18 protein-coding genes and 1 pseudogene are annotated in these 21,062 nt (G+C 56.4%); 5 read left to right on the top strand and 14 right to left on the bottom strand.

The window, feature by feature from the left end:
- Positions 1-119: 119 nt before the first annotated feature.
- Positions 120-746 (bottom strand): molybdenum cofactor guanylyltransferase, encoded by a 627-nt coding sequence (gene mobA / locus ABIE48_RS33355; protein WP_354520490.1) that lies wholly within the window; start codon positions 744-746, stop codon positions 120-122.
- A gap of 289 nt (positions 747-1,035) precedes the next feature.
- On the opposite strand from mobA, the gene ABIE48_RS33350 reads away from it, so the two are divergent.
- Positions 1,036-2,274, top strand: a complete 1,239-nt coding sequence (locus tag ABIE48_RS33350) for an MFS transporter (protein WP_192716718.1) — start codon at positions 1,036-1,038, stop codon at positions 2,272-2,274.
- Between the two features lie 170 nt (positions 2,275-2,444).
- Here ABIE48_RS33350 and ABIE48_RS33345 read toward each other — a convergent pair whose 3' ends face one another.
- Positions 2,445-4,133: a glutamine--tRNA ligase/YqeY domain fusion protein gene (locus tag ABIE48_RS33345; RefSeq protein ID WP_192716926.1), complete on the bottom strand. Its 1,689-nt coding sequence runs from the start codon at positions 4,131-4,133 to the stop codon at positions 2,445-2,447.
- A gap of 268 nt (positions 4,134-4,401) precedes the next feature.
- Between ABIE48_RS33345 and ABIE48_RS33340 the strand changes: the two genes are divergently transcribed.
- Both ABIE48_RS33340 and ABIE48_RS33335 read left to right on the top strand, forming a co-directional pair.
- Positions 4,402-4,656, top strand: coding sequence for a DUF2164 domain-containing protein (locus tag ABIE48_RS33340; RefSeq protein WP_192716719.1), 255 nt, complete (start codon positions 4,402-4,404; stop codon positions 4,654-4,656).
- Between the two features lie 93 nt (positions 4,657-4,749).
- Positions 4,750-5,298 carry a GNAT family N-acetyltransferase gene (locus ABIE48_RS33335; protein ID WP_089550478.1) on the top strand — a complete coding sequence of 183 codons (549 nt, stop codon included), beginning with the start codon at positions 4,750-4,752 and terminating at the stop codon, positions 5,296-5,298.
- Positions 5,299-5,472: 174 nt separating this feature from the next.
- On the opposite strand, the gene ABIE48_RS33330 is transcribed toward ABIE48_RS33335, so the two are convergent.
- From ABIE48_RS33330 to ABIE48_RS33310, 5 genes are all read right to left on the bottom strand, one after another.
- Positions 5,473-6,132, bottom strand: coding sequence for an MOSC domain-containing protein (locus ABIE48_RS33330; RefSeq protein ID WP_354520487.1), 660 nt, complete (start codon positions 6,130-6,132; stop codon positions 5,473-5,475).
- A 90-nt stretch (positions 6,133-6,222) separates the two neighbouring features.
- The gene (locus tag ABIE48_RS33325; RefSeq protein WP_076174766.1) at positions 6,223-7,008 is read right to left on the bottom strand and encodes an SDR family oxidoreductase; all 786 of its coding nucleotides are present in this window, start codon (positions 7,006-7,008) and stop codon (positions 6,223-6,225) included.
- A gap of 237 nt (positions 7,009-7,245) precedes the next feature.
- The gene (locus ABIE48_RS33320; protein WP_076174768.1) at positions 7,246-7,749 is read right to left on the bottom strand and encodes a GNAT family N-acetyltransferase; all 504 of its coding nucleotides are present in this window, start codon (positions 7,747-7,749) and stop codon (positions 7,246-7,248) included.
- Between the two features lie 60 nt (positions 7,750-7,809).
- Positions 7,810-9,036, bottom strand: a complete 1,227-nt coding sequence (locus ABIE48_RS33315) for an MFS transporter (protein WP_192716720.1) — start codon at positions 9,034-9,036, stop codon at positions 7,810-7,812.
- 214 nt (positions 9,037-9,250) lie between these two features.
- Positions 9,251-11,317 (bottom strand): molybdopterin-containing oxidoreductase family protein, encoded by a 2,067-nt coding sequence (locus ABIE48_RS33310; RefSeq protein ID WP_192716721.1) that lies wholly within the window; start codon positions 11,315-11,317, stop codon positions 9,251-9,253.
- A 330-nt stretch (positions 11,318-11,647) separates the two neighbouring features.
- On the opposite strand from ABIE48_RS33310, the gene ABIE48_RS33305 reads away from it, so the two are divergent.
- Positions 11,648-12,295, top strand: a complete 648-nt coding sequence (locus tag ABIE48_RS33305) for an SDR family oxidoreductase (RefSeq protein ID WP_192716722.1) — start codon at positions 11,648-11,650, stop codon at positions 12,293-12,295.
- A gap of 375 nt (positions 12,296-12,670) precedes the next feature.
- Here ABIE48_RS33305 and ABIE48_RS33300 read toward each other — a convergent pair whose 3' ends face one another.
- Positions 12,671-13,147: a glutathione peroxidase gene (locus tag ABIE48_RS33300; RefSeq protein ID WP_192716723.1), complete on the bottom strand. Its 477-nt coding sequence runs from the start codon at positions 13,145-13,147 to the stop codon at positions 12,671-12,673.
- Positions 13,148-13,192: 45 nt separating this feature from the next.
- Positions 13,193-13,603, bottom strand: a complete 411-nt coding sequence (locus ABIE48_RS33295) for a YjdF family protein (RefSeq protein WP_145028001.1) — start codon at positions 13,601-13,603, stop codon at positions 13,193-13,195.
- Between the two features lie 299 nt (positions 13,604-13,902).
- Here ABIE48_RS33295 and ABIE48_RS33290 point away from each other — a divergent pair.
- Positions 13,903-15,115: pseudogene (locus ABIE48_RS33290) on the top strand (oxalate decarboxylase family bicupin).
- Between the two features lie 155 nt (positions 15,116-15,270).
- Here the strand turns inward: ABIE48_RS33290 and ABIE48_RS33285 are convergent.
- The 5 genes from ABIE48_RS33285 to ABIE48_RS33265 form a co-directional block, all read right to left on the bottom strand.
- On the bottom strand, positions 15,271-16,293 hold the full coding sequence (locus tag ABIE48_RS33285; protein WP_192716725.1) for an LLM class flavin-dependent oxidoreductase: 1,023 nt from the start codon (positions 16,291-16,293) through the stop codon (positions 15,271-15,273).
- Between the two features lie 267 nt (positions 16,294-16,560).
- Positions 16,561-18,096 (bottom strand): DEAD/DEAH box helicase, encoded by a 1,536-nt coding sequence (locus ABIE48_RS33280; RefSeq protein ID WP_483312677.1) that lies wholly within the window; start codon positions 18,094-18,096, stop codon positions 16,561-16,563.
- 204 nt (positions 18,097-18,300) lie between these two features.
- Complete coding sequence (locus ABIE48_RS33275) at positions 18,301-19,971, bottom strand: ABC1 kinase family protein (RefSeq protein ID WP_192716727.1); 1,671 nt, start codon at positions 19,969-19,971, stop codon at positions 18,301-18,303.
- A 1-nt stretch (position 19,972) separates the two neighbouring features.
- On the bottom strand, positions 19,973-20,302 hold the full coding sequence (locus ABIE48_RS33270; RefSeq protein ID WP_105445560.1) for a phasin family protein: 330 nt from the start codon (positions 20,300-20,302) through the stop codon (positions 19,973-19,975).
- A gap of 73 nt (positions 20,303-20,375) precedes the next feature.
- Positions 20,376-21,014, bottom strand: coding sequence for a ThuA domain-containing protein (locus tag ABIE48_RS33265; protein WP_145027992.1), 639 nt, complete (start codon positions 21,012-21,014; stop codon positions 20,376-20,378).
- Positions 21,015-21,062 lie beyond the last annotated feature (48 nt).

Genomic DNA, 21,062 nt, shown 5'->3' with positions numbered 1-21,062 from the left:
GACGTGCTTCTCTCCCTAGACGGGAAAGGGCACGTCTTTTTTTTATATTGTTTAGGCTTGCCGAAACCAGACCTGTACATAAAATGGGAATATAAAGACAACTTAACAAAAATCCTCTCTCAAGAAAGACCCGTCATGGCACGCCTATAGTCTGAAGGTTCATTCATGTTATAGAAGGCTTTGTCCGCACCGGGCCCAAGCTCCTGGATGAGCTCTTCCTCGGAGACATAGCACACCTTCAGCTGCTCCAGCCACCCGGTCAGGCGCAGACGGCCGGAAGACAAGCACGTCTCCAAGGACGGCAGGACGCTGCGATGGTAGGCAGCCAGCAGCGGCTGAATGCGCCCCCCCGATACCGGGACGATGGCCTGGAGGCCGCCTTTATCATCATCCTTAACCGCCGCCGCTTCTTCTGCCTTCCGTGCCAGAAAACGAAAAACCTCTTCCGTCACAAACGGCATATCACAAGCCGTGATGATGCTCCAAGGCGTGGCGGCAGCATGCAGTCCGGCATGCAATCCCGACAGCGGTCCCTGTCCCGGATAACGGTCATGCACCACTTCTTTGCCCAGGAACGCATATTTTTCGTCGTCATTAGCCGAAATGATGATATTTGAAGCAGACGGCGACATCAAGCGGACGATCCGCTCAATTACCGTTTCGCCGTTCACGCTCAGCAGTGCCTTATCGGTCCCCATCCGGCTGGATTGACCCCCGGCAAGTAAAATTCCTGTGACCTTGAACATCGTTCGTATCATCCCTCTCGTTACAAGCATTAACAGGCAATCCAGGTCCTATTTTTCATACATTTAAAGTAGCTCCAAATAAATTATGGGATAATTCTCAAAAGTTGGTTTGTATCCCTTTTCAACTAATGATAAAGTGGGATTGGCAGTCTTTAAAACGCCGCTTTCGATATGGAATGAACGGAAGAATTTCTAACTTTGCGCACAGAAGCGGGTCATCAGAAGATTACAATGCGGAACTTCAGTTCAACCTATATATTAGCAAACGGCCGGAAAGGAATGTGCTAGCGTGCAGGAAAACGGAAGCAAGCCGTCTTCGTTAACGTCGCTCAAGGCGTTCAACTTTTTAATTTACGGCACCATGGTGATTTTCACCAGCTATTTTCAATTATACCTGCAGGATGCGGGAATGAACAAACTGGAAATCGGCAGCCTGATGGCACTGGGGCCGCTGATCTCCCTGCTGGCCAATCCGGTCTGGACGTTTGCCGGCGAACGCCTGCGGGACACCAAGCGCAGCCTGCTTCTCATGATGGCGGGTACCCTGCTGCTGACTCAATTTGTATTTCATGCCGATACGTTTACGATGATTTATGTGGCCATGATGCTCTTTTTCTTCTTTCAAAGCCCGATGTTTGCGCAAAGCAACACGCTGATTCTCGGCTATATTCCGGATCAGCCGCACCGGTTCGGCGCGTTCCGGATGTGGGGCTCTATAGGCTGGGCGGTGACGGCTGTGGCCGCCGGCCTTTTCCTCGACCGGATCGGAATCTCCCGCCTTTCCTTCGTGTTTACGGGAATCCTTGTCCTGGCGATCGTGTCCGTCCTGCTCCTGCCACCGCTTAAGCGGACCTCCGAAACGCCGCCGATGCGTCTCCGGGGCTTTGGCAGATTTGCGGTGAACCGTTATTTTATCGCTTTTATCGTTCTGGGGGTGGCTGTCTCCATCCCCACCTTTATGAATAATACGTTCATGTCGCTCTACATCACGGAACTGGGAGGATCAAAAACGGTAGTGGGACTGGCCGTCTTCCTGTCGTCCATTCTGGAGATCGGTGTGCTGATTCTGTTCAATCGTTATCTTAGGCGTAAATTATCCACGCTCGTAGGCTGCCTTTCCCTCGTAAGCCTTCTGTTTGTCCTTCGCTGGCAGTTGATGGCGAACGCCACGAGCCCGGTCGAAATCGCCGTCATCCAGATCCTTCACAGCATCACCTTCGGCGGCTTCTTCTTTGTCGGAACCCAGGTGGTGCGCCTGCTGACGCCGGCCCCATTCCGCGGACCCGCTCAGGCGCTCTACACGCTCACTTGGAGCGGCATCTCCGGCATGCTCGGAAGCCTGGCCGGCGGCTGGCTGTTCCAGAACTTCGGCGGGGCTGCCATGTACAAAATTTGCGTGATGCTGGCGCTGATCGGCGCGGCCGGCTTCGGCATTATGTGGTATTGGATTCGCGTTCAGCATCATACCCAGGCGGGGGCTGCTGGAACAGTGACCGGGCCTCCCGATGATGACGATTCACCGCTCTAAAGAAGCTGGACTCGATTGGCCGGGCCAAAGCTTGACATAAGCGAGACAGAGCAAGCTAAACATAAACAAAAAGCCAGCCGCTGGATGATTGCATCTGCGGCTGGCTTTTCTATATGTCATTCGAACGTTGCAGGTCTTCTCATAGGTTCTTGTGCCGAGACGATTCCGCCTTATTTCGGCAGTTGAAACGAGCTCTTCAGGGAGACGACCAGGTTAAATACCGGTTGTCCGGGCGCAGAATACTTCGAATCCACGTTAAAATATCCGTGCCGGAAAAACTGGAACTTGTCCTGCGGCTTGGCATTCTTCATGTCCGCTTCCACAAAGCCGTGCAGCACTTCGAGGGAGTTCGGATTGATTTCGTCCAGGAAGCTTTTCTCTGCCGTTTCGGCTTCGTTCTCCTCGGCTGGGGCATCCGTCTCTTCCGCTTTGATCAGCGGCTCATACAGACGGAACTCGGCTGGTACGGCATGGGAAGCTTCGACCCAGTGGATGGTTCCCTTGACCTTGCGGCCGGTGAAGCCGGTGCCGCTCTTCGTCTCCGGATCATAGGTGCAATGAATTTCCGTCACCTGGCCGTTCTCGTCCTTCACGAAGTCATGGCATTTAATGAAGTAGGCATTCTTCAGCCGGACCTCGTTGCCCGGGAACAAACGGAAATATTTGTTCGGCGGGTTCTCCATGAAGTCGTCCTGCTCGATGTAAATTTCGCGCGAGAACGGGATTTGCCGCGTGCCCATGTCCGGGTTCTCGGTATTGTTCTCCGCTTCGAGCCATTCCACCTGGCCTTCCGGATAGTTGGTGATGACCACTTTCAACGGCCGCAGCACCGCCATCGTCCGCGGAGCCTTCAGCTTGAGGTCCTCGCGGATAAAATGCTCCAGCATTTGCAGATCCACCAGGCCCTGGCTCTTCGAGATGCCGGTCTCGTACACGAAATTCCGGATCGCTTCCGGCGTGTAACCGCGGCGGCGGAGTCCGGAAATCGTCGGCATGCGGGGATCGTCCCAGCCGTCGACGATCTTCTCGTCCACGAGCAGCTTCAGCTTCCGCTTGCTGGTCAGCGTCTGCGCCAGATTCAGGCGGCCGAATTCGTATTGATGCGGCGTGCTCTCCATCTCGCATTCCTGGATGACCCAATCATAGAACGGGCGCTGATCCTCAAACTCCAACGAGCAGAGGGAGTGCGTTACGCCTTCGATGGCGTCCTCCAGCGGATGGGCGAACGCATACATCGGGTAAATGCACCACTTGTCCCCCGTGTTGTGGTGCGTGGCATGGGCGATCCGGTAAATGACCGGATCCCGCAGGTTGATGTTCGGCGAGGCCATGTCGATCTTGGCCCGAAGCACCTTCTCCCCATCCTTGAACTCACCGCTGCGCATTTTCTCAAACAGCTCGAGGTTCTCCTCGGCGCTGCGGTCACGGTAAGGGCTGTTCTGGCCCGGTTCGGTCAGCGTGCCGCGCGTCTCACGGATTTGATCGGCTGTCTGATCGTCGACATACGCTTTGCCTTTTTTGATCAAGAGCACCGCACGGTTGTACATCTCATCGAAATAGTCCGAGGCATAACGCTTCTCTGCCCATTCGTATCCAAGCCATTTCACGTCTTCCTCAATGGATCTGACGAACTCCACGTCTTCCTTCAGCGGGTTCGTATCGTCAAAGCGCAGGTTCGTTGCGCCTTCGAATTCGCCGGCCAGCGCGAAATTGATCCAGATCGCCTTGGCATGCCCAATATGCAAATAGCCGTTCGGTTCCGGAGGAAAGCGGGTGACCACTTTCTGAACCTTGCCCGACTTCAGGTCTTCCGTTATGACATTTTTAATAAAATTGGAGGGAGTGCTTGGTTTCTCCACAGTTATCAACCTTTCATCCATAAAGTCTTCTTTATAGATAGACCTCGTCCATCTTATTCTCTGTATAAAGCTTGTTTCATATAAATATACCTGTAATGCCGGGAGAGTTCAATCATTCGCGCTCCTCTCCCCTTTTACGTGAACGCGAAGCCTTATACATCCTTCCCCAATCCAGGGGCAAACATGAAAATTGGGGCTAATACCATTTTGACGCCATTTGAGGAATAAGGTAGCATGGAAATAAAAGCCGAAGGGGGCCTAAAGGCATATGCAATCGATGAAGCTTGCGAAGGAACAGCGGGAACAGGCAATTCAGCAGATCCAGCAGTTTTTTGAGGATGAACGCGGCGAAGCCATCGGTGAGCTGGCAGCGGACGGCGTGCTGGACTTCTTTATGACGCGCATCGCTCCGCATGTGTACAACCAGGCGCTGAGCGACTGCCGCCATGTGGTCAGCCAGAGAATGATATCCCTGGAAGACGATATATACGCATTGGAACAAAAGGTTAAAGCGTCCCGTTAAGTACGAGGGGAGAAGTGAAAACGCATGGTTGGTTACATTTATAAGCTGGCCGCCAATTTCGCCGATCTTGGGAAAAGAAAGAGGGATTCATTCATGTTTACATACGCACTTGACGACCAAATTGAGCTCCGGCCCCTGGCGCTGCAGCATGCACGCCCGCTGTTTCACTTGACCGACCGGTCACGTGACCGGCTGCGGGAATGGCTCCCCTGGGTGGATGCGATCCGGGAAGTGGAGCATACGGCCAATTTTGTGAAAAATGCCATTAAGCAGGGCGCCGAGAACGGCGGCATTTCCGCCGGCATTTGGGTGGACGATGAAATTGCCGGCTTGATCAGCTACCATCAGATCGACTGGAACAACCGCTCCGTCAGCATCGGCTACTGGCTGGGGAAGGAATTTGAAGGCAAAGGCATCATGACCAGCGCCTGCCGGACCTTTGTCGATTATGCCCTGATGGACATGGATCTCAACCGGGTCGAAATCCGCTGCGCAACGGGCAACCACCGCAGCCGTGCGATCCCCGAACGGCTGGGATTCGTTCTCGAGGGAATCGTCCGTGAAGCGGAGAAGCTGCCCCAAGGATACGTGAATCACGCGGTCTATGGGATGATACAAAGCGAATGGAAGCTGCTTCGGTAGCCCGTTTTGAAAACCCTTCCTCCAAGGCAGACAAAATGCCGCCGCTCCTGTCCAACGGACAGGGGACGGCGGCATTTTTGCGATACGATGAAGCGATCATTCAGCGATGCACCACAGACGTTCGGCAGTCCTGGATAACTGGACGGCCGGTAGCCTGGCCGCAGCATGTCCGGTTTAGGCCAGCCAGTTGCTGAACTGCTCTTTCACGTTCGAAGCAAGGGCCTCCACTTCGAGCATCCGGGCAATCTCTTCCCGGTCCGCCCGCTTGCGTCCCAGCGCCAGCTGACGCAGAACCGCAGCCACCGTCACGCCGCCCGGGCTGGATTCACGATTGACGATGGACGATTGGCGGTCCAGCACCCCTTCCTGGAGTACGCGGAGATAAAATCCGCTGTACCCGGTATTCAGCACCCGCGCCGGGAAGTCGGTCACCCCGTGCTTGCTGGCGATTTTGAAGCAGGGAAATCTCGGCTGGGCGACCTGCATGACCGTCCCGCCGATTTCAAACGTATCGCCGATGCACACCTCTTCTTCCAGCAGCCCGGATACGGTCAAATTCTCGCCAAAGGCTGGGCACTCCATCGGAATGCCCAGCTCCCGCTCCCAATAGGCGTAATGCTCTACAGGATAGACGCAGACCGCCTTGTCCGGTCCGCCATGATTTATCATGTCGCCCTGGCCGTCCCCGTCCATCTGCGTGCGTCCGACGAACACTTCTCCTTCAATCGGGCGCTTATGTATGCCGGTCGTCAGCGGTTTGCCCATATACTCTACCGTCATCGGCTTGCCGACATTCACCGATACGATCCGGTAAGCGGTATCCATCTGATTCATTGCGGCTTCCCTCCAAATTGATCATTTTGCTTCCATCATAGCATTTGGGGGTGTGCCGGTACAAAAGAATTACACGAGCTGGGATGGCCCTTAGAGAGCCTGTACCAGCCCGCCGTCAATGACAAGGGTTGTGCCGGTAATATAGGTATTGGCACCCGATAACAGGAATACGACGCCTTTGGCGAATTCCTCCGGCGTTCCGTACCGTCCGAGCGGAATTTCGCTCTGGGACTGCTCTGCGACCTCTTCCGCGCTGACACCCTTCGCTTTCGCATTCGATTCGTTCAGCTGGATGATCCGGTCGGTCTCGATCCGCCCCGGTGCCACCGTGTTCACCAGGATTCCGTACTGAGCCAGCTCCTGAGACAAAGACTTGCTCATGCCGGCTACGCCGTTGCGGAACGTATTCGACAGAATGAGCCCGGGAATCGGCTGCTTGATCGACGTCGACGTCAAATTGACGATATGCCCGCCCAGTCCCTTCATATGCGGGAGCACCTCACGGATCATTCGGACATAGCTGAGCAGGTTCAGCTGAAAAGCTTTATCCCAGTCTTCATCCGTCAGCGTTTCAAACGTTCCCGGAGACGGACCGCCTCCGTTATTGACCAATATATCGATGCGGCCGAACTTTTCGGCCGTATAACGCACCATCGCTTCCACTTCATGCGGAATCGTAATGTCCGCCGCGTAATATTCCACCACGCCGCTGCCGAGCTTCTGCAGCTCCTGCTGTACCGCCTCCAGCTTGCCGTCGCTGCGGCTGACCAGCATTACATCGGCTCCTTCTCGCACCAGTTCAGCGGCGATCGCTTTGCCCAGTCCCTGACTGGATGCAATGACAAGCGCCTTTTTACCCTCAAGATGAAGATCCATTCTCTTATGACCCCTCTTCTATAAAATCTGCTATACCCTTATAAACTGATCATTCGGGGATGAAACCATTCGGATTCTTGAATGCTGCTGATGACAAAGCGTTAATCATAGTATAAAAAGGAACCTCCACCTTGTGAAAGTCCCTTTTGTACCGTTTTATATCGGGCAGACTGACTAATTATGCACAAAAAATGTAATATCATGGTATTTTACAGGACGGATAGCCCCATAGCCCCATTAAGGACGAGCCAGAAAGCAACTCATCAATATATCATCGACATCGCGGCCGCCGATACAAAATTCCCGTTCCAGGCAGCCCTCCTGTACAAAACCACATTTGCGGTAAAATGCGATGGCTCCGGGGTTGGAAGACAGGACCCGCAGTCTCAGCTTTCTTTTTCCTTGCTCCTGCGCCCATTTCTTTCCCGCCTCGATCAGCCTCGACCCGATCCCCTCCTGCTGATAATCGGGATGAACCGCAATGTTGATTTCACAAACATGGCTGTTGCTGGAGAGGCCCGTAGCCGGACGAAATCCGATGTACCCGCACAATACGTTGTCCACCACGGCCACCAGCTGGGAACCCGGCGGGCAGTGACGCAGATAGTCCTCCCGGGAAGACCAGCGGACCGGTTCCGGAGCGGTCCATTCGTTCCACACGAGGGCGTCGATATCCATCAGCGCCTGGGCGTCCCTCATTTCCGAGAGGCGGATGGTCAAAACACGATGTTCGGATGGCATAACAGCTTCACCTCAATTGATAGTAAACTAGGACCAGGTTCAGGGGTATTCAAGTCATCGTCAGCTTCCGAAGGATTCGGCCAGATCGATCTCCGCCTGCCGGTTGCGAACCGCGTGCGTCACAAAGAACACGACCGACAGCACCGCTACCCCAATCGCCAGCCAGGTCACCGGCATGATTCCTCCGTTATCATACAGTATTCCCATGACATAGGGCCCTGCCATTCTTCCGACAGCCCCCATTCCCCCGGTCAAACCGATATAGAACGGAGCCGCCTTATAGGCGTGATCGGAAATAAAAGCCGGGATGGCCGGCGAGATCAGCATCTCTCCGAGCGTCGCCAGGATCATAGCCATGACCATTCCCGGATAACTGTGCAGACCAGCAATGACAAGATAGGCCCCAAGGTAAAAGAGGCCGCTGGCCGTAATTTGGGCCGACGAGGTCCGTGCGAACCAGCGCTTGATCAGGCTTGTCAGCGGCTGGGCGACAAAAATGAGAATGCCGTTCATCGTCCACAGGAAGCCATAGGCCCGCTTCGGCATGCCCTCGGAGATAATGAACGGGGACACGCCTGTGTTCCAGATCGAGTTCCCCAGCCAGAGAAACAGGGAACCGATGCCGATGAACAGGTAAACCCTCGTATTGCAGAGCAGGGACCAGGTACCTTCGGCACGTTCGGGCTTGTCCTTTTTCTGCAGATGAACCGGCCCCTGCTCCTTATCGAGCCGGCTGAGATAATTCAGGAAAAACATGGCGAAAACCGCCGATGTGACCCCGTTCAGAATAAAGGTCAGGTCGTAGGACAGATCCGCAAGGAATCCGCTCAGCGCCGTCCCCAGGGCAACGCCGATGTTGTTGGCGACGTACACGACGTTAAACAGCTCGCCCCGCCGGTCGGCGAAGCGGTAGCCGATGAACGCCTGGATCGCCGGCATGGACACGGCGTTGCAGAAGCCGATAAAGCCCATCAGAGCCATGTATAAATACCAATACGGGCTGATGAAAGGCAGGGCGAACAGACCAAGCGCATTGAGGCTAAGCGATCCGACGATGAGCCTCTTCACCCCGACCCGGTGGTACAGCGCGCCGCCGAGCAGCTGGCCGATGATGCCGCCCAGCGCCTGGACCATGATGACCAGGCCGGCGTCGGCCATCGAGTGGCCCAGCTCCTCAAACACGTACATGGTGGTGAGCGGCCACATCAGCGACCCGCCCGCCGAGTTGATCAGGCTGGCCGCCAAAAATATTTGAACTTCCCTTGGATAGGATTGCAGAAATTTCATGTTAGGAATCTCCTGTGCAGCGGTATGTGGTGAGGCCGGGCACATGTCCGGCTTCTGAAACCGGCAGATAACGAACGAAAAAAAGAAAGCCCCTGGGGGCTCTCCGGCAGGTGTCCGCCAAGCGTAAAGCCGGCTGACACCTGTAGCAATTTATCGTTATGTCTGCCGTCCCACATGACAGTATCTATCATATTGTGTCATCCCGCAATGACCTTCACTGACGCTTTACTTCGACAGTGGTTGAGAAGAACGTGGCTCCGCCGCCCATGTCGGCCAGGCGGTCGGGCGTCAAAGCGTTGGCCCGCTGCCTGCGGCCGTCCTTTGCCCACCACAACCCTTGGCTTACGACAGTGCCGGGAAGCATTTTATCCGTGACCACGGCTTTCAGCTCATACTGTCCCCGCTCGTTGTATACGCAGACGGCATCCCCGTCTGTAATGCCGCGTGCAGCGGCGTCTTCCGGATGGATCTGCAGCGCCGGCTCCTTCTCCAGCTTCTGATGCTTTTCCACATTGGCGAAGGTGGAGTTCAGGAAATTGTGGTTCGGCGGCGAAATGAACATGAGCGGGAAGGTCTCTCCTGCTGCAGGACGGCGCTCACCGTCGTAGCCTTCCTTCAGCGGGACATACTCCGGCAGCGGCGGCAATCCTGCCTGCTTCATCGCTTCGGAATACAGCTCGATTTTGCCTGAAGGGGTCGGCAGCCGGTCCAAATAGTGCTGCTTCGGCGTCATGTCGAGCTTGACGAAGCGCTGCTCCTTCAGCGACTCCAGGGTTACTCCGTTTAGATAGGGATTGTCCGGATAATCCAGCGCCGCCTCGATCATCTGCTCCTCCGTCTGGGAGAAGGCTTCTTCATCGAAGCCCATCGCCCGGCCCAACAAAGAGAACAGCTCCACGTTGCTCTTGCTCTCGCCCTGCGCCGGAATGACCGGCTCCTGGATCTGAACATATTGATGCCAGTATGAGCCGAACAAATCTGTGCTCTCAAAGGAAGATGTCGCTGGCAGGAGGATATCGGCGTATTTCGCCGTATCGGTCATAAACAGGTCATGCACGACCGTAAACAGGTCCTCCCGGGCAAATCCGGCCTGAACCCGTGCCGTATCCGGCGCGACGACGAGCGGGTTGCTGCAGTAGACAAGCAGCGCCTTGATCGGCTGCTCCGTCATGGCCAGCGCTTCTCCGATCCGGTTCATATTGATGCTGCGCGCCTCTGGGTTCGGCCGCAGATCCGGGCGCTCCAGCGCTTCGCTGTTCATCGCGTTATAGCCGCCGTTGGACTTGGCCGCACCTCCGCCCTGCTTCAGCCAGTGGCCGGTCAAGGCCGGCAGGCAGGCGATGCTGCGGATGTTCATGCCGCCATTGTCATGGTGCTGCAGCCCGTTGCCGATGTGGATGTAGGCGGCTTCCGCCTCGCCGTACATACGGGCCAGCTTCTCGATATCTTCCTCCGGAATGCCCGTAATTTGGGATACACGGGCCGGGGTGTACGCCTTCACATGCTCCCGCAGCTCCTCATGGCCGACAGTGTACTTGGCCATAAAGTCATTGTCCGTCAGTCCGTCGCGGAACAGGATGTGCATCATGCCCAGTGCGAGCGCCGTATCCGTTCCGGGATACAGCGGAATAAACCAGTCGGCCCACTGGCCGGTGCGGTTGCGGTGCACGTCGATCACGACCACTTTGGCTCCGCGCTTGCGGGCTCTCTCCGCAATGACGACTTGGTGCATATTCGTGCTGATGATGTTGCCGCCCCAGACCAGAATCAGGTCGGCGTATTCAGTATCCTCCGGCGTCGTCCCGCCGCCGAAGCCCATCGTATATTTCCAGCCGGCGCCGCCGGCGGAGTTGCATATCGTTTGGTCCAAACGGCTTGTACCCAGCGCATTGAGGAAACGCCGGTCCATGCCGTCGACGCTGAGAATGCCCATATTGCCGTAGAAGCTGTAGGGCAGTATCGCTTCGGAGCCATGCTCCGCAATAATATCCCGAAAGCGCTGGGTAATTTCCGTCACCGCTTCGTCCCAGGTAATCCGTTCAAACTGGCCTTCCCCTTTGGGCCCCGTTCGCTTCATCGGGTACAACACCCGGTCCGGATGATAAACCCGCTCCGTCATATTTCGCACCTTATTGCAGATCGCACCCTGAGTAATCGGGTGATCGGGGTTGCCGGTCACTTTGACGATTCTACCGTTCTCCTTGTGCAGCAGCAGGCCGCAGGTATCCGGGCAGTCCAGCGGGCACACCGCAGGAAAAACGCCGTTCTCTTGCTCGATCATCTCCCGCTCCATCTCCCTCTATATGAAGTCTGTATATGCTTGTATTTCTATCTTAAAGCGAGCCGGCAAAATCCGCAAAAGAAAAAATAAGACATCTGTTTCAACCCCACGCCCGCCGGGTATAAAAAGAACAGGAGCATAGAGTGGACGAACCGTGTTCGCCCTGCCTGCTATGCCATATATCATGGACCACTCCCAACCGAATTCGCCAGGTCGATGTTTCGTTCCCCCGGACGCCGACCTGGCGAATTTGTTTATTTTTGGAATTCTATCAAAACCTGTGTTCCCGCCCTGGACATCGGGGTAATGCATACGTAGAGGTGATCAACGATGACAACCGTTTTTGTGGCAGGCGCAAACGGGCAGACCGGGCGCAGAATCGTATCGAAGCTGGTTGATGCAGGCTATGACGTGAGAGGGCTGGTCCGTAAAGAAGACCACCTCCGGGATCTGGAGTCCACAGGAGCCAAGGGTTATCTTGGAGACTTGTCGGGAGTTTTCACAGGCGGTATGAAAGGAGCGGACATCGTCATCTGCGCCGCAGGGGCCGGCGCCTCGGGAGATCCGGAGCATGTGGATCATGTCGGAACCGTTCGGCTCATTGAGCAGAGCGTGCTGGAGCAAATTCCGCGGTTTGTGCTGATCAGCTCTATGGGCACCAAGGATCCGGACGCCATGCCTTCCTTCCTGAAGCCCTTCCTGATGGCCAAACGCAAGGCCGAGACCATCCTGGAGGAAAGCGGACTGAACTATACGATTATCCGTCCGGGCGGGCTGACAAACGAGCCGGGCAAAGGCAAGGTGTATGCCGCTCCGGAGCTGCAGCGTCACGGCAGGGTATCCAGAGATGATGTGGCCGCAGCTGTTCTCGCGGCGCTGCAAATCCGGCAGACCCATAACCAGTCGTTCGACCTGCTTGAAGGCGATACCCCGGTGGAGGAAGCCTTGAAGGGATTAAACGGCAGCGTTCCGCAGTAACCTCCGTTTGTGGGATGCAGCAAGAACATGGTTATCCGTACTTCAAATCCGGGATCATGCCGGAGAAGTAAGAAAAACGTCCATCGACGTACCTTCAAAGAAGACAGACCGCGTTTAAAGGAAGTTTTTCTTGCAATATCAGGAAGCAATGGCTCTGAAGTTTATACTTCTGATATTATAAAAAAAACGTCCATCGACGTACCTTCAAAGAAGACAGACCGCGTTTAAAGGAAGTTTTTCTTGCAATATCAGGAAGCAATGGCTCTGAAGTTTATACTTTCTGATATTATAAAAAAGGTCTGTCCCGTTTTCGGGACAGACCTTTTGTTCATGATATTATCGGTTCGTATCCCTTCCAGGATGCTTCACGGCATTTTACAGCAAACCGCGGATGGCTTCCGTCATGGCCTCCGGTGACTCCTTCGGCTCAAAGCGGGCAACCACTTCTCCCTGCCGGTTCACCAGAAACTTCGTAAAGTTCCATTGAATCTCGCCGTCTTCGGCCGGACCCGGCTGCTGCTGTTTCAAATATTGAAAGAGCGGATGTACCCCTTCCCCGTTCACTTCCACTTTGGCGAATACCGGGAATTGAACCCCATAATTCAGCTGACAGAACGATGCGGCTTCTTCACTGGTACCCGGCTCCTGTCCTCCGAACTGGTTGCAGGGAAATCCAAGGATTTCGAGCCCCTGCGCCTTGAACTGGTCATACAGCTTCTGCAGGTCGCCATACTGCGGCGTTAATCCGCATTGGCTTGCCGTATTGGCGATGACCAGCACTTTACCTTCATAATCCTGAAGAGACACCTCTTGACCAGAGGTCTTGGCTGCTGTGAATTGGTACACGGACATGTGATTACCCCTTTCTATCCTTCATATAGAATTGGCATTCTGCTGCTATTTACCCCGATGCTTGGCCTTAGCCTTCCTTACAGCGATCTCCCGCTTGTAAGCGGCCAGGGCTTCCCGCTGTTCCCTGCTTCGGCAGGCGCGCTGCTTCTTTGACTTCTCCAGCTCCAGGCGAAGCGCCTCCTGGCTCTGGGTGCTGACGCCGCGGGAGCGGGACTCCTTCGCCGCCTGCCGGGCAAGCCGCTTCGGGTTGACCGACTTCACAGGCAGCCGCGCGGCCGGGACGCTGCAGGATAAACGCTCCACCAGCGCGGGAAGATCGTTCATAACATATTCCCACACTTCCTGCAAAGACGGCTCGGAACCAAAGACGTGACGACCCGCCTTAAGCCCGTCTGCTCCCTGCACTTCGACGACACCGACCCAATAAGGATCTTCAAAAAATACCGTGAGTTTCACCAGTATTCCCCCTCTGTATAAATCGGACCGAGGGACATCCCGAGGGGGGAAGGTTACTGACATGTGATCCGGGAGGCTGTGCTGGCGAATCGCCCTCTGCCTCCGTACATGCGCCGCGGACTACCGACCGGGCTGTGATTTTACGATCCACTTTCCATGATACTCCAAAGCGGCCGTGATGCAAGTCCGGCCCCAAGCGAATCCAATGAAGCCGGGAATCAGCCTCATATCGGCATGCGGCGGTTCATATACTTTCCTGTAGCTGAAAGCGAGATTACTGCTGAAAAGGGGCCATACGCATGAATCATTCATCCAATCGGCCGGAGTCGGGCAGGCGGATTCCCCAGCCGATCCGCGGCCGCGAAGGGGCGACCGACGAGGGGCCGCGCGACGTGCTTCGGGACATGGAGAATCCCGACATGCTCGTTCCGCCGAAGACCGATAACGGGCTGATACCCAATTTAAAATTTTCCTTCTCCGATACGCACATGCAGCTTAATGAAGGCGGATGGTCCAGGGAAGTGACGGTTCGCGAGCTGCCCATCGCCACCACGCTGGCCGGTGTCAACATGCGCCTCACTCCGGGCGGCCTGCGTGAGCTCCACTGGCCACCAGCAGGCCGAATGGTCCTTTATGCTGCTCGGCAGGGCACGCATTACGGCGGTGGACCAAAACGGGCGCAATTTCATTGCCGATGTGGGTCCCGGAGATCTCTGGTATTTCCCGCCAGGCATCCCCCATTCCATCCAAGGGCTGGAGGAAGGCTGCGAGTTTTTGCTTGTTTTTGACGACGGACATTTCTCCGACCTGAATACCCTCAGCATCTCCGACTGGTTCGCCCACACGCCCAAGGAGGTGCTTTCAGCCAATTTCGGCGTTCCGGAAAGCGCGTTTGCAAGCATCCCTTCCGGCCAGGTGTACATCGAGCAGGAACCCGTTCCTGGTCCACTGGACAGCCAAAAGGTAACCTCGCCCTACGGGGAGGTGCCCCAAACCTTTACGCACCGCCTGCTCGCGCAGCCTCCGATCATCACATCCGGCGGCAGCGTGCGGATCGTAGATTCGTCCAATTTCCCGATCTCGCGCACCGTAGCGGCAGCACTGGTGGAAATTAAACCCGGCGGAATGAGGGAGATGCACTGGCACCCGAATCAGGACGAATGGCAGTATTACCTTACCGGCCAAGGCAGAATGACCGTATTCGCCGGTGGCGGCAAGGCCCGTACGTTCAACGTTCGCGCGGGGGACGTCGGCTATGTGCCGTTCGCCTTCGGACACTATATCCAGAATACCGGAACAGACAGCCTCTGGTTTTTGGAAATGTTCAAAAGCGACCGGTTCGCGGATGTGTCATTGAACCAGTGGATGGCCCTGACACCGCGGGAGCTGGTGGCGGAAAACCTGAACGTCGGGTCCGATCTGCTGGATGCGCTGCGCAAGGAAAAATCGCCTGTAGTCAAGTACCCCGGCTTCACCTACACGAAGCCAAAAGACGGCGCCCCGGACGGATAACATCCAGGGGGCCGTCTTTTTTTCTAGATATAAGAAGGTATAAGCTTCGAAAACTTGGCTTCATTGATACCGCAAGAAAAGTTAACGCTTAACGCGTTCCGTCTCCTATGAAAATAAGCCTCTAAACGTTATTTTAATTTCGCCTGTTCGTTCTGTTATCTTCCGGCGGCATCCGCCGGAAGTCCGAACGCTTCGGCGATCAGCCGGAAGGACTGCAGCTTATCCTCAAAACGATGGGTAATGCTGGCGATCATCACCTCATCGGCATTGTATTCCTCGCACAGCTCTTCAATCCTGCGCTTCACCTGCTGCGGGGAACCGACGACCATCCGCTTGCGGTTCTCCTCAATCCGGATTCGGTCGTACCGCGAATACGGATATTCCAGCGCTTTCTCCACCGACGGAGTGCCTCCAGACGATCCGCCCTTTTCCAATAAAATGAGCGAGAGATCCATGCTGGACGCAATCCGGTTGGCTTCCTCCTCCGTTTCGGCGCATACGGCAAAGATGGCCACAAGGGACTGGGGCTTGTCAAAAATGGCCGACGGCTGAAAATGCTCCTGGTACCAGCGCATCACATCACTGCCGCCGGAACCGTTGATAAACTGGGCGAAGGCAAAGCCGGTTCCCTGCATGGCGGCAATCCCGGCGCTGCCCCCGCTGGAGCCAAGCAGCCACATTTCCGGAACGGTTTGGACCATCGGCGTGGCCAGAAGGCCCGTAAAAGGATGTTCCGGACTCAGGGAATCCGTCAAATAGGCGACTAAGTCGTCGATCTGATCGGCGTAACGGTCCTCGCCGCGCATCTTCCCTTCCTGAAGGGCACGGGTCGCCAAAGGCATGCCGCCCGGCGCGCGTCCGAGCCCCAGGTCGATTCTGCCCGGATAGAGGCCTTCCAAGAGCCGAAAATTCTCCGCCACCTTGTAAGAACTGTAGTGAGGCAGCATCACGCCGCCCGATCCAACCCGGAGCGTCGACGTCTTCGCCGCCAGATGGGAGATCAGCACTTCCGGACTGGAGCCGGCAAGGTTCGGGGAAAAATGATGCTCCGAAACCCAAAAACGATGGTATCCGAGCCGTTCGGCTTCCTGGGCCATGGCCGCCGTCTGGGCCAGCGCTTCCACCGGATTGCTGCCTTCGGATATCGTTGATTGATCCAATATGCTCAGCTTGATCATTACGCATCAAGACCTTTCTGCTTATAACTGATTACAGCCGGTGCTGACTGCTATTGCAGCAGCGGCATCCAGGTTTTGGATGAGCTGCCCTGCTATTATATCATGCGCGTGACGGGCTGCCGAAACGCTTGGCCGCAAAGTGGGAGGATGCCCGAATCATCCGAGTCAGATTTGCCCCTAAATTCGGGGCATCCGAGAGGACAAAAAAAGGCAGCAGCTGACCCCTCCTAGGTTAGCTGCTGCCTTTGCCTTGGCCGCGGGGCGCCGTTATTTCCGGCGCCCGCGTCCTCCCGCGCTCCGGCCTCTGCCGCCGGGAGCGGATGGGCGGCCCGTGCCGCTCCGCTTGGCATCCCGGCCGCCGCGGGAACCGCCAACCGGCGCGCCGCGTTCCGCGCGGGCCGCTTGGCCCCGGCCGCCGCCAGAGCTGCGGCCGTCACGCTGCCCGGCCGCACCGGTGCGGGAGCGGCCGGCACCTGCACCGCCTGCGCCGGCTTCGCTTCCGGCGTAGGCGCCGCGCGCCCGCTTGGCCTCGCCGCGGGCGCCTCTGCCTTCACCGCCCGCGCGTGCGGGGCGGTCGTCCCGGCGCGGGCGGCCTTCGCTGCGCCCGCCGTCTCTGCCGCCGCGTCCGCGTTCGCCCTGCTCCGCATGGATGGAGCGCGCCTTGGTCCCCGCGGCGGTGATGCCGGCGCCCTTGTCATACCGGCGCCGTTCAATGTTGTACTGGATGTGCTGCTCGATGCTTGCCAGCTCGCCTTTATCTTTGGGGGCGACCAGCGTGATGGCCATGCCCTTCTCCCCAGCCCGGCCCGTGCGGCCGATCCGGTGGATGTAGCTCTCCACGTCATGCGGAATATCGTAGTTAAACACGTGCGTGACGCCTTCCACGTCAAGCCCGCGGGCCGCCACATCCGTGGCGACCAGCAGCTGCAGCTTTGCCTCGCGGAACCGCTTCATAACCGCTTCGCGCTTCGCCTGCGACAGGTCGCCGTGCAGCTCGTCCGAGTTATAGCCTTTCTCCAGCAAGGCTTCGTTGAGTGTCGACGCCCGCCGCTTCGTGCGGCAAAAAATGATCGCCAGGAACGGGCGGTACGTGTCGATCATAGACATCAGCGACTCCTGCTTCGTCCGGTCCGTCACTTCCACGACGATCTGCCGGATATGGTCCAGCGGCACCGGCGATTTCTCCCCTTTGATCACCACGTCCTCCGCGTCCCGGGTATAGGCTGCCGCAAGCCGCTTGACCTCGGCAGGCATCGTGGCCGAGAACAGCATCGTCTGGCGCTTGTAGGGCAGCGCCTGAATCAGCGTCTCGACCTCGTCCAGGAAGCCCATGTGCAGCATTTGGTCGGCTTCATCCAGCACGAGCATTTTGACGCGCCCGAGCTCCAGCGTGCCGCGCCGGAGGTGATCCAGCAGCCGGCCCGGCGTGCCGATGATCAGCTGGCGTCCCCCTTCGAGCTTCCGCAGCTGCTTCTCGACGTCCTGTCCGCCGTAAACGGCCAGAATCCGGATATCGGTCCCTGCCGCCAGTTTGCGCGCCTCCTCGGTAATTTGCAACGCCAGCTCGCGTGTAGGCGCAACGACAAGCGCCTGCGGGTACAGCTGTGTCGGGTCTATTTTTTGCAGCATCGGCAGCATAAAGGCCAGCGTCTTGCCGGTTCCTGTACGTGCCCTCGCGATCACGTCGCTACCTGCAAGCAGGAGCGGGATCGTCTCCACTTGTACCGGTGTCGGGATGGCAATACCGTTCGCCCTCAGTGTATTGACCAATGATTCGTTAACGCCCAAACTTGAAAACTTCAACAAAAATGCACCTCATTCATTAAGTTCCGCCTTTAGCGGGATATATAGTGGATTAACTCGGTTCAGACGCTTGTACTTCTATATCTTAAAAAGGAGGACCGTCACGTGGCCCGTGCAGGGCCGCCGGACAGACCTCCCTTAAAGGATGAAATGAAAAACGCATGAATAACAATGTATGGATCATAATGGCAACAATACAGGCAGCTAAAACCTGCCGGATTTGAATATGGAAAACAGCAGCCACAGCACCATCAACAGCGCCACAATAAAACCGGTTCCGATTACCGGAAAATGCCACAGCACCGAGGACTGCTGATTCAGGGAAGAACCGATGATCAGTCCAACCATAATGATGCTGAAGGCAAGCAGCACGATGCTGAAAGACAGCCGGTTGCTGATCTGGTCGAGCTTCCTCATCAGGGCTTCCATCTCCGGAACGCTGATCTCAACCTTCAGCTTGCCCTTGCTGATTAACGATGAAATCTGCCTTGCCTGGTCCGGCAGGTCAAACAGCGCCTCCGCCAGACCCGCCGCTCCGCCCAGCAGCTTCTTGCGCAGATTGCGGGTGCTGAAGCGGTCCTTGATCAGCTTCCGTCCAAATGGCTCCGCCATGTCGATGATGCTTAGCGTAGGGTCCAGCTTCTCGATGACGCCTTCCATCGTCAGCAGCGCCTTGCCGAGCAGCGTCAGATCAGGGGGGATCATCACTTTGTGACGCTGGGCGACCGCGAACAGATCGTTCAGTGCCGTCCCCATGCTGATTTCGGAAAAAGGAATATTATAGTACTGCTCCCGCAGACTGTCCAGATCCCTGCGCAGCTCGCGAATATCGCCGTCTTCCGGCATCATGCCCAGCCTCAGCACGGCGCGGACCATGCTGTCGGTGTTTTTTCGCATCAGGGCGATGATCAGCGAAGACAGATGATCCTTCATCTCCTCGCTAAGCCGTCCCACCATCCCGAAATCCAAGTAAGCGAGGCTGCCGTCCTTGCGCACGAGCAGATTGCCCGGATGCGGATCGGCGTGGAAGAAGCCTTCGATAAAAATCTGGTGCAGCATGCTCTCCACGAGCTTCTCGGCCGTTTCCTTCAAGTCATATCCCTTCGCCACAAGCTCCTCCTGATGGCTTAAAGAGATGCCCCGGACGTATTCCATCGTCATAACGCGCGAAGATGTAAATTGCCAAAATATTCGCGGGATGCACACGGTCTCATCGTTCTGAAACTGCAGGGCGATTTTCTCCGCGTTGCGGCCTTCCTGGGTGTAATCCAGCTCAGCCCGCATAGAGCTCGCAAACTCTTCCACCAGGCGGGCGATCTGGTACTGCTTGACCCATACCCAGCGCTTCTCCGCTAGAGCGGTCAAGTCCCTGAGGATTTCCAGGTCTCTGACCACCATCTGCAGAGCGCCCGGACGCTGGACCTTGACCGCTACATCCTCGCCGGTCTTGAGCTTGCCGAGATGAACCTGTCCAATGGAAGCCGCCGCGATCGGCGACTCCTCAAACCAGGAGAAAATATCCTCGATGGCGTCGTCCAGCTCCTGCTCGATAATGCCTTTGGCCGACTCGGACGAGAAGGGAGGAACCTGATCCTGAAGCTTGATCAGCTCCCGGATGATCGGCTCCGGCAATAGGTCCGATCGGGTGCTGGCCAGCTGCCCCAGCTTGACGAACGTCGGCCCCAGGTCTTCCAGAACCAGCCGGATCCGTTCCCCCAGCGTCTTGGTCTGCGGCGTCTGATGGGTGATCCACCGTTTTGGGATGGACAGCATCTGGAACAGGCCCAGCTCCTCCACGATATAACCAAAGCCATGACGCATAAGCGCCATGGCGATCTCCCGGTAACGACCGGTATGTCTGATGCGCAGTGCCATCTTATTCCGCGGCCGGTCCGGAACGCTCTGCTTCGAGCTCCGCCACCCTCTTCTCCAATGTTGCGATGCGCTGTTCCAGACTAACGATATCCTGATCGGAAGGAACGTGAATGTCCGTCAATACACGCCGAACCTGCTCCTGAATCCACGTTTTAAATTGGGACTGCTCCTCCTCGCCGCGTTCCACCAGCCGGTTGACCAGATCCTTGGATTCGGACGGCGCCAGCTCGCCCCGTTTGACCAGATCGTCCACGATCTTCTCGACTTTCTCTTTGCTCACTATGGTAAGGCCCCAACCTAATGAAATTGCTTTTTTAAACAGATCACTCATGGTTATTCCTCCCAAAGCTATAGTCAATATATTATACCCCCAAATGATGGGTCATATAAACCCGGGGGCCGTATTAACCCGGAAGATGCGCCGCCCACTGCGCGGCCTGCAGAATAAGCCGGCGGATCTGCGGATGGAGGAATGTCGGCTCGTGATGCCCCGGCATCAGAAAGGCGACTCTTCCCATACCGTAGCTGTGCTTCCAGGCCGCCGGATGCCACGTTCCTTCCAGTTCGTATTCCAGCAGGACGGTTCTTTCGCCAAACGGGTCAAAATCAATCTGGTACGGCTCTTCGTCGAGTTCAAAAGGCTCGATGCCTTTCGTAACCTGGTCCTCTGCGCTCACCCGGAACGACAGCGGCTGGTACGGTGGATGACCGTTAAAACGGCCGCCGGCCAGCTGGGCCAGCTCGTAGCGCCGGTTGCCGACGGACAGGCCGTTGTGGATGACAAGCAGGCCTCCTCCCTGGCTCACGTAAGACAGCAAACCCGCCGTCTGCTGCGGAGACACCTTCTCGTCCCACAAGTCGAAATAGCATATGCAAAGGTCAAACGGCTTCAAATGCTCCTCGAGCAGCAAATTTTTGTTTTCGCTGCATTGAACCGAAATGACATCGTTCAAAATATGGCTGATCTGCGCGTCCACCCCCTGCAAAGGGTGAAATTTCGGATGCGTATAATCACCGAGTAAAATGCTTTTTTTCTTGTTCATTATGTTCCTCCTTGCTCGCTCTCGTTCCTTATAGCATTCCACACTTTC

Origin of the sequence: Paenibacillus sp. OAE614, assembly GCF_040546645.1 — a bacterium.
GTDB lineage: Bacteria > Bacillota > Bacilli > Paenibacillales > Paenibacillaceae > Paenibacillus_AQ > Paenibacillus_AQ favisporus.
This window is presented reverse-complemented; position numbering and strand designations above follow the sequence as displayed.

Coding starts and splice junctions, on each gene's coding strand:
- mobA (WP_354520490.1), bottom strand. CDS start 746: ATGTTCAAGGTCACAGGAATTTTACTTGCCGGGGGTCAATCCAGCCGG.
- ABIE48_RS33340 (WP_192716719.1), top strand. CDS start 4,402: ATGCAATCGATGAAGCTTGCGAAGGAACAGCGGGAACAGGCAATTCAG.
- ABIE48_RS33335 (WP_089550478.1), top strand. CDS start 4,750: ATGTTTACATACGCACTTGACGACCAAATTGAGCTCCGGCCCCTGGCG.
- ABIE48_RS33330 (WP_354520487.1), bottom strand. CDS start 6,132: ATGAATCAGATGGATACCGCTTACCGGATCGTATCGGTGAATGTCGGC.
- ABIE48_RS33325 (WP_076174766.1), bottom strand. CDS start 7,008: ATGGATCTTCATCTTGAGGGTAAAAAGGCGCTTGTCATTGCATCCAGT.
- ABIE48_RS33320 (WP_076174768.1), bottom strand. CDS start 7,749: ATGCCATCCGAACATCGTGTTTTGACCATCCGCCTCTCGGAAATGAGG.
- ABIE48_RS33315 (WP_192716720.1), bottom strand. CDS start 9,036: ATGAAATTTCTGCAATCCTATCCAAGGGAAGTTCAAATATTTTTGGCG.
- ABIE48_RS33310 (WP_192716721.1), bottom strand. CDS start 11,317: ATGATCGAGCAAGAGAACGGCGTTTTTCCTGCGGTGTGCCCGCTGGAC.
- ABIE48_RS33305 (WP_192716722.1), top strand. CDS start 11,648: ATGACAACCGTTTTTGTGGCAGGCGCAAACGGGCAGACCGGGCGCAGA.
- ABIE48_RS33300 (WP_192716723.1), bottom strand. CDS start 13,147: ATGTCCGTGTACCAATTCACAGCAGCCAAGACCTCTGGTCAAGAGGTG.
- ABIE48_RS33285 (WP_192716725.1), bottom strand. CDS start 16,293: ATGATCAAGCTGAGCATATTGGATCAATCAACGATATCCGAAGGCAGC.
- ABIE48_RS33275 (WP_192716727.1), bottom strand. CDS start 19,971: ATGGCACTGCGCATCAGACATACCGGTCGTTACCGGGAGATCGCCATG.
- ABIE48_RS33270 (WP_105445560.1), bottom strand. CDS start 20,302: ATGAGTGATCTGTTTAAAAAAGCAATTTCATTAGGTTGGGGCCTTACC.
- ABIE48_RS33265 (WP_145027992.1), bottom strand. CDS start 21,014: ATGAACAAGAAAAAAAGCATTTTACTCGGTGATTATACGCATCCGAAA.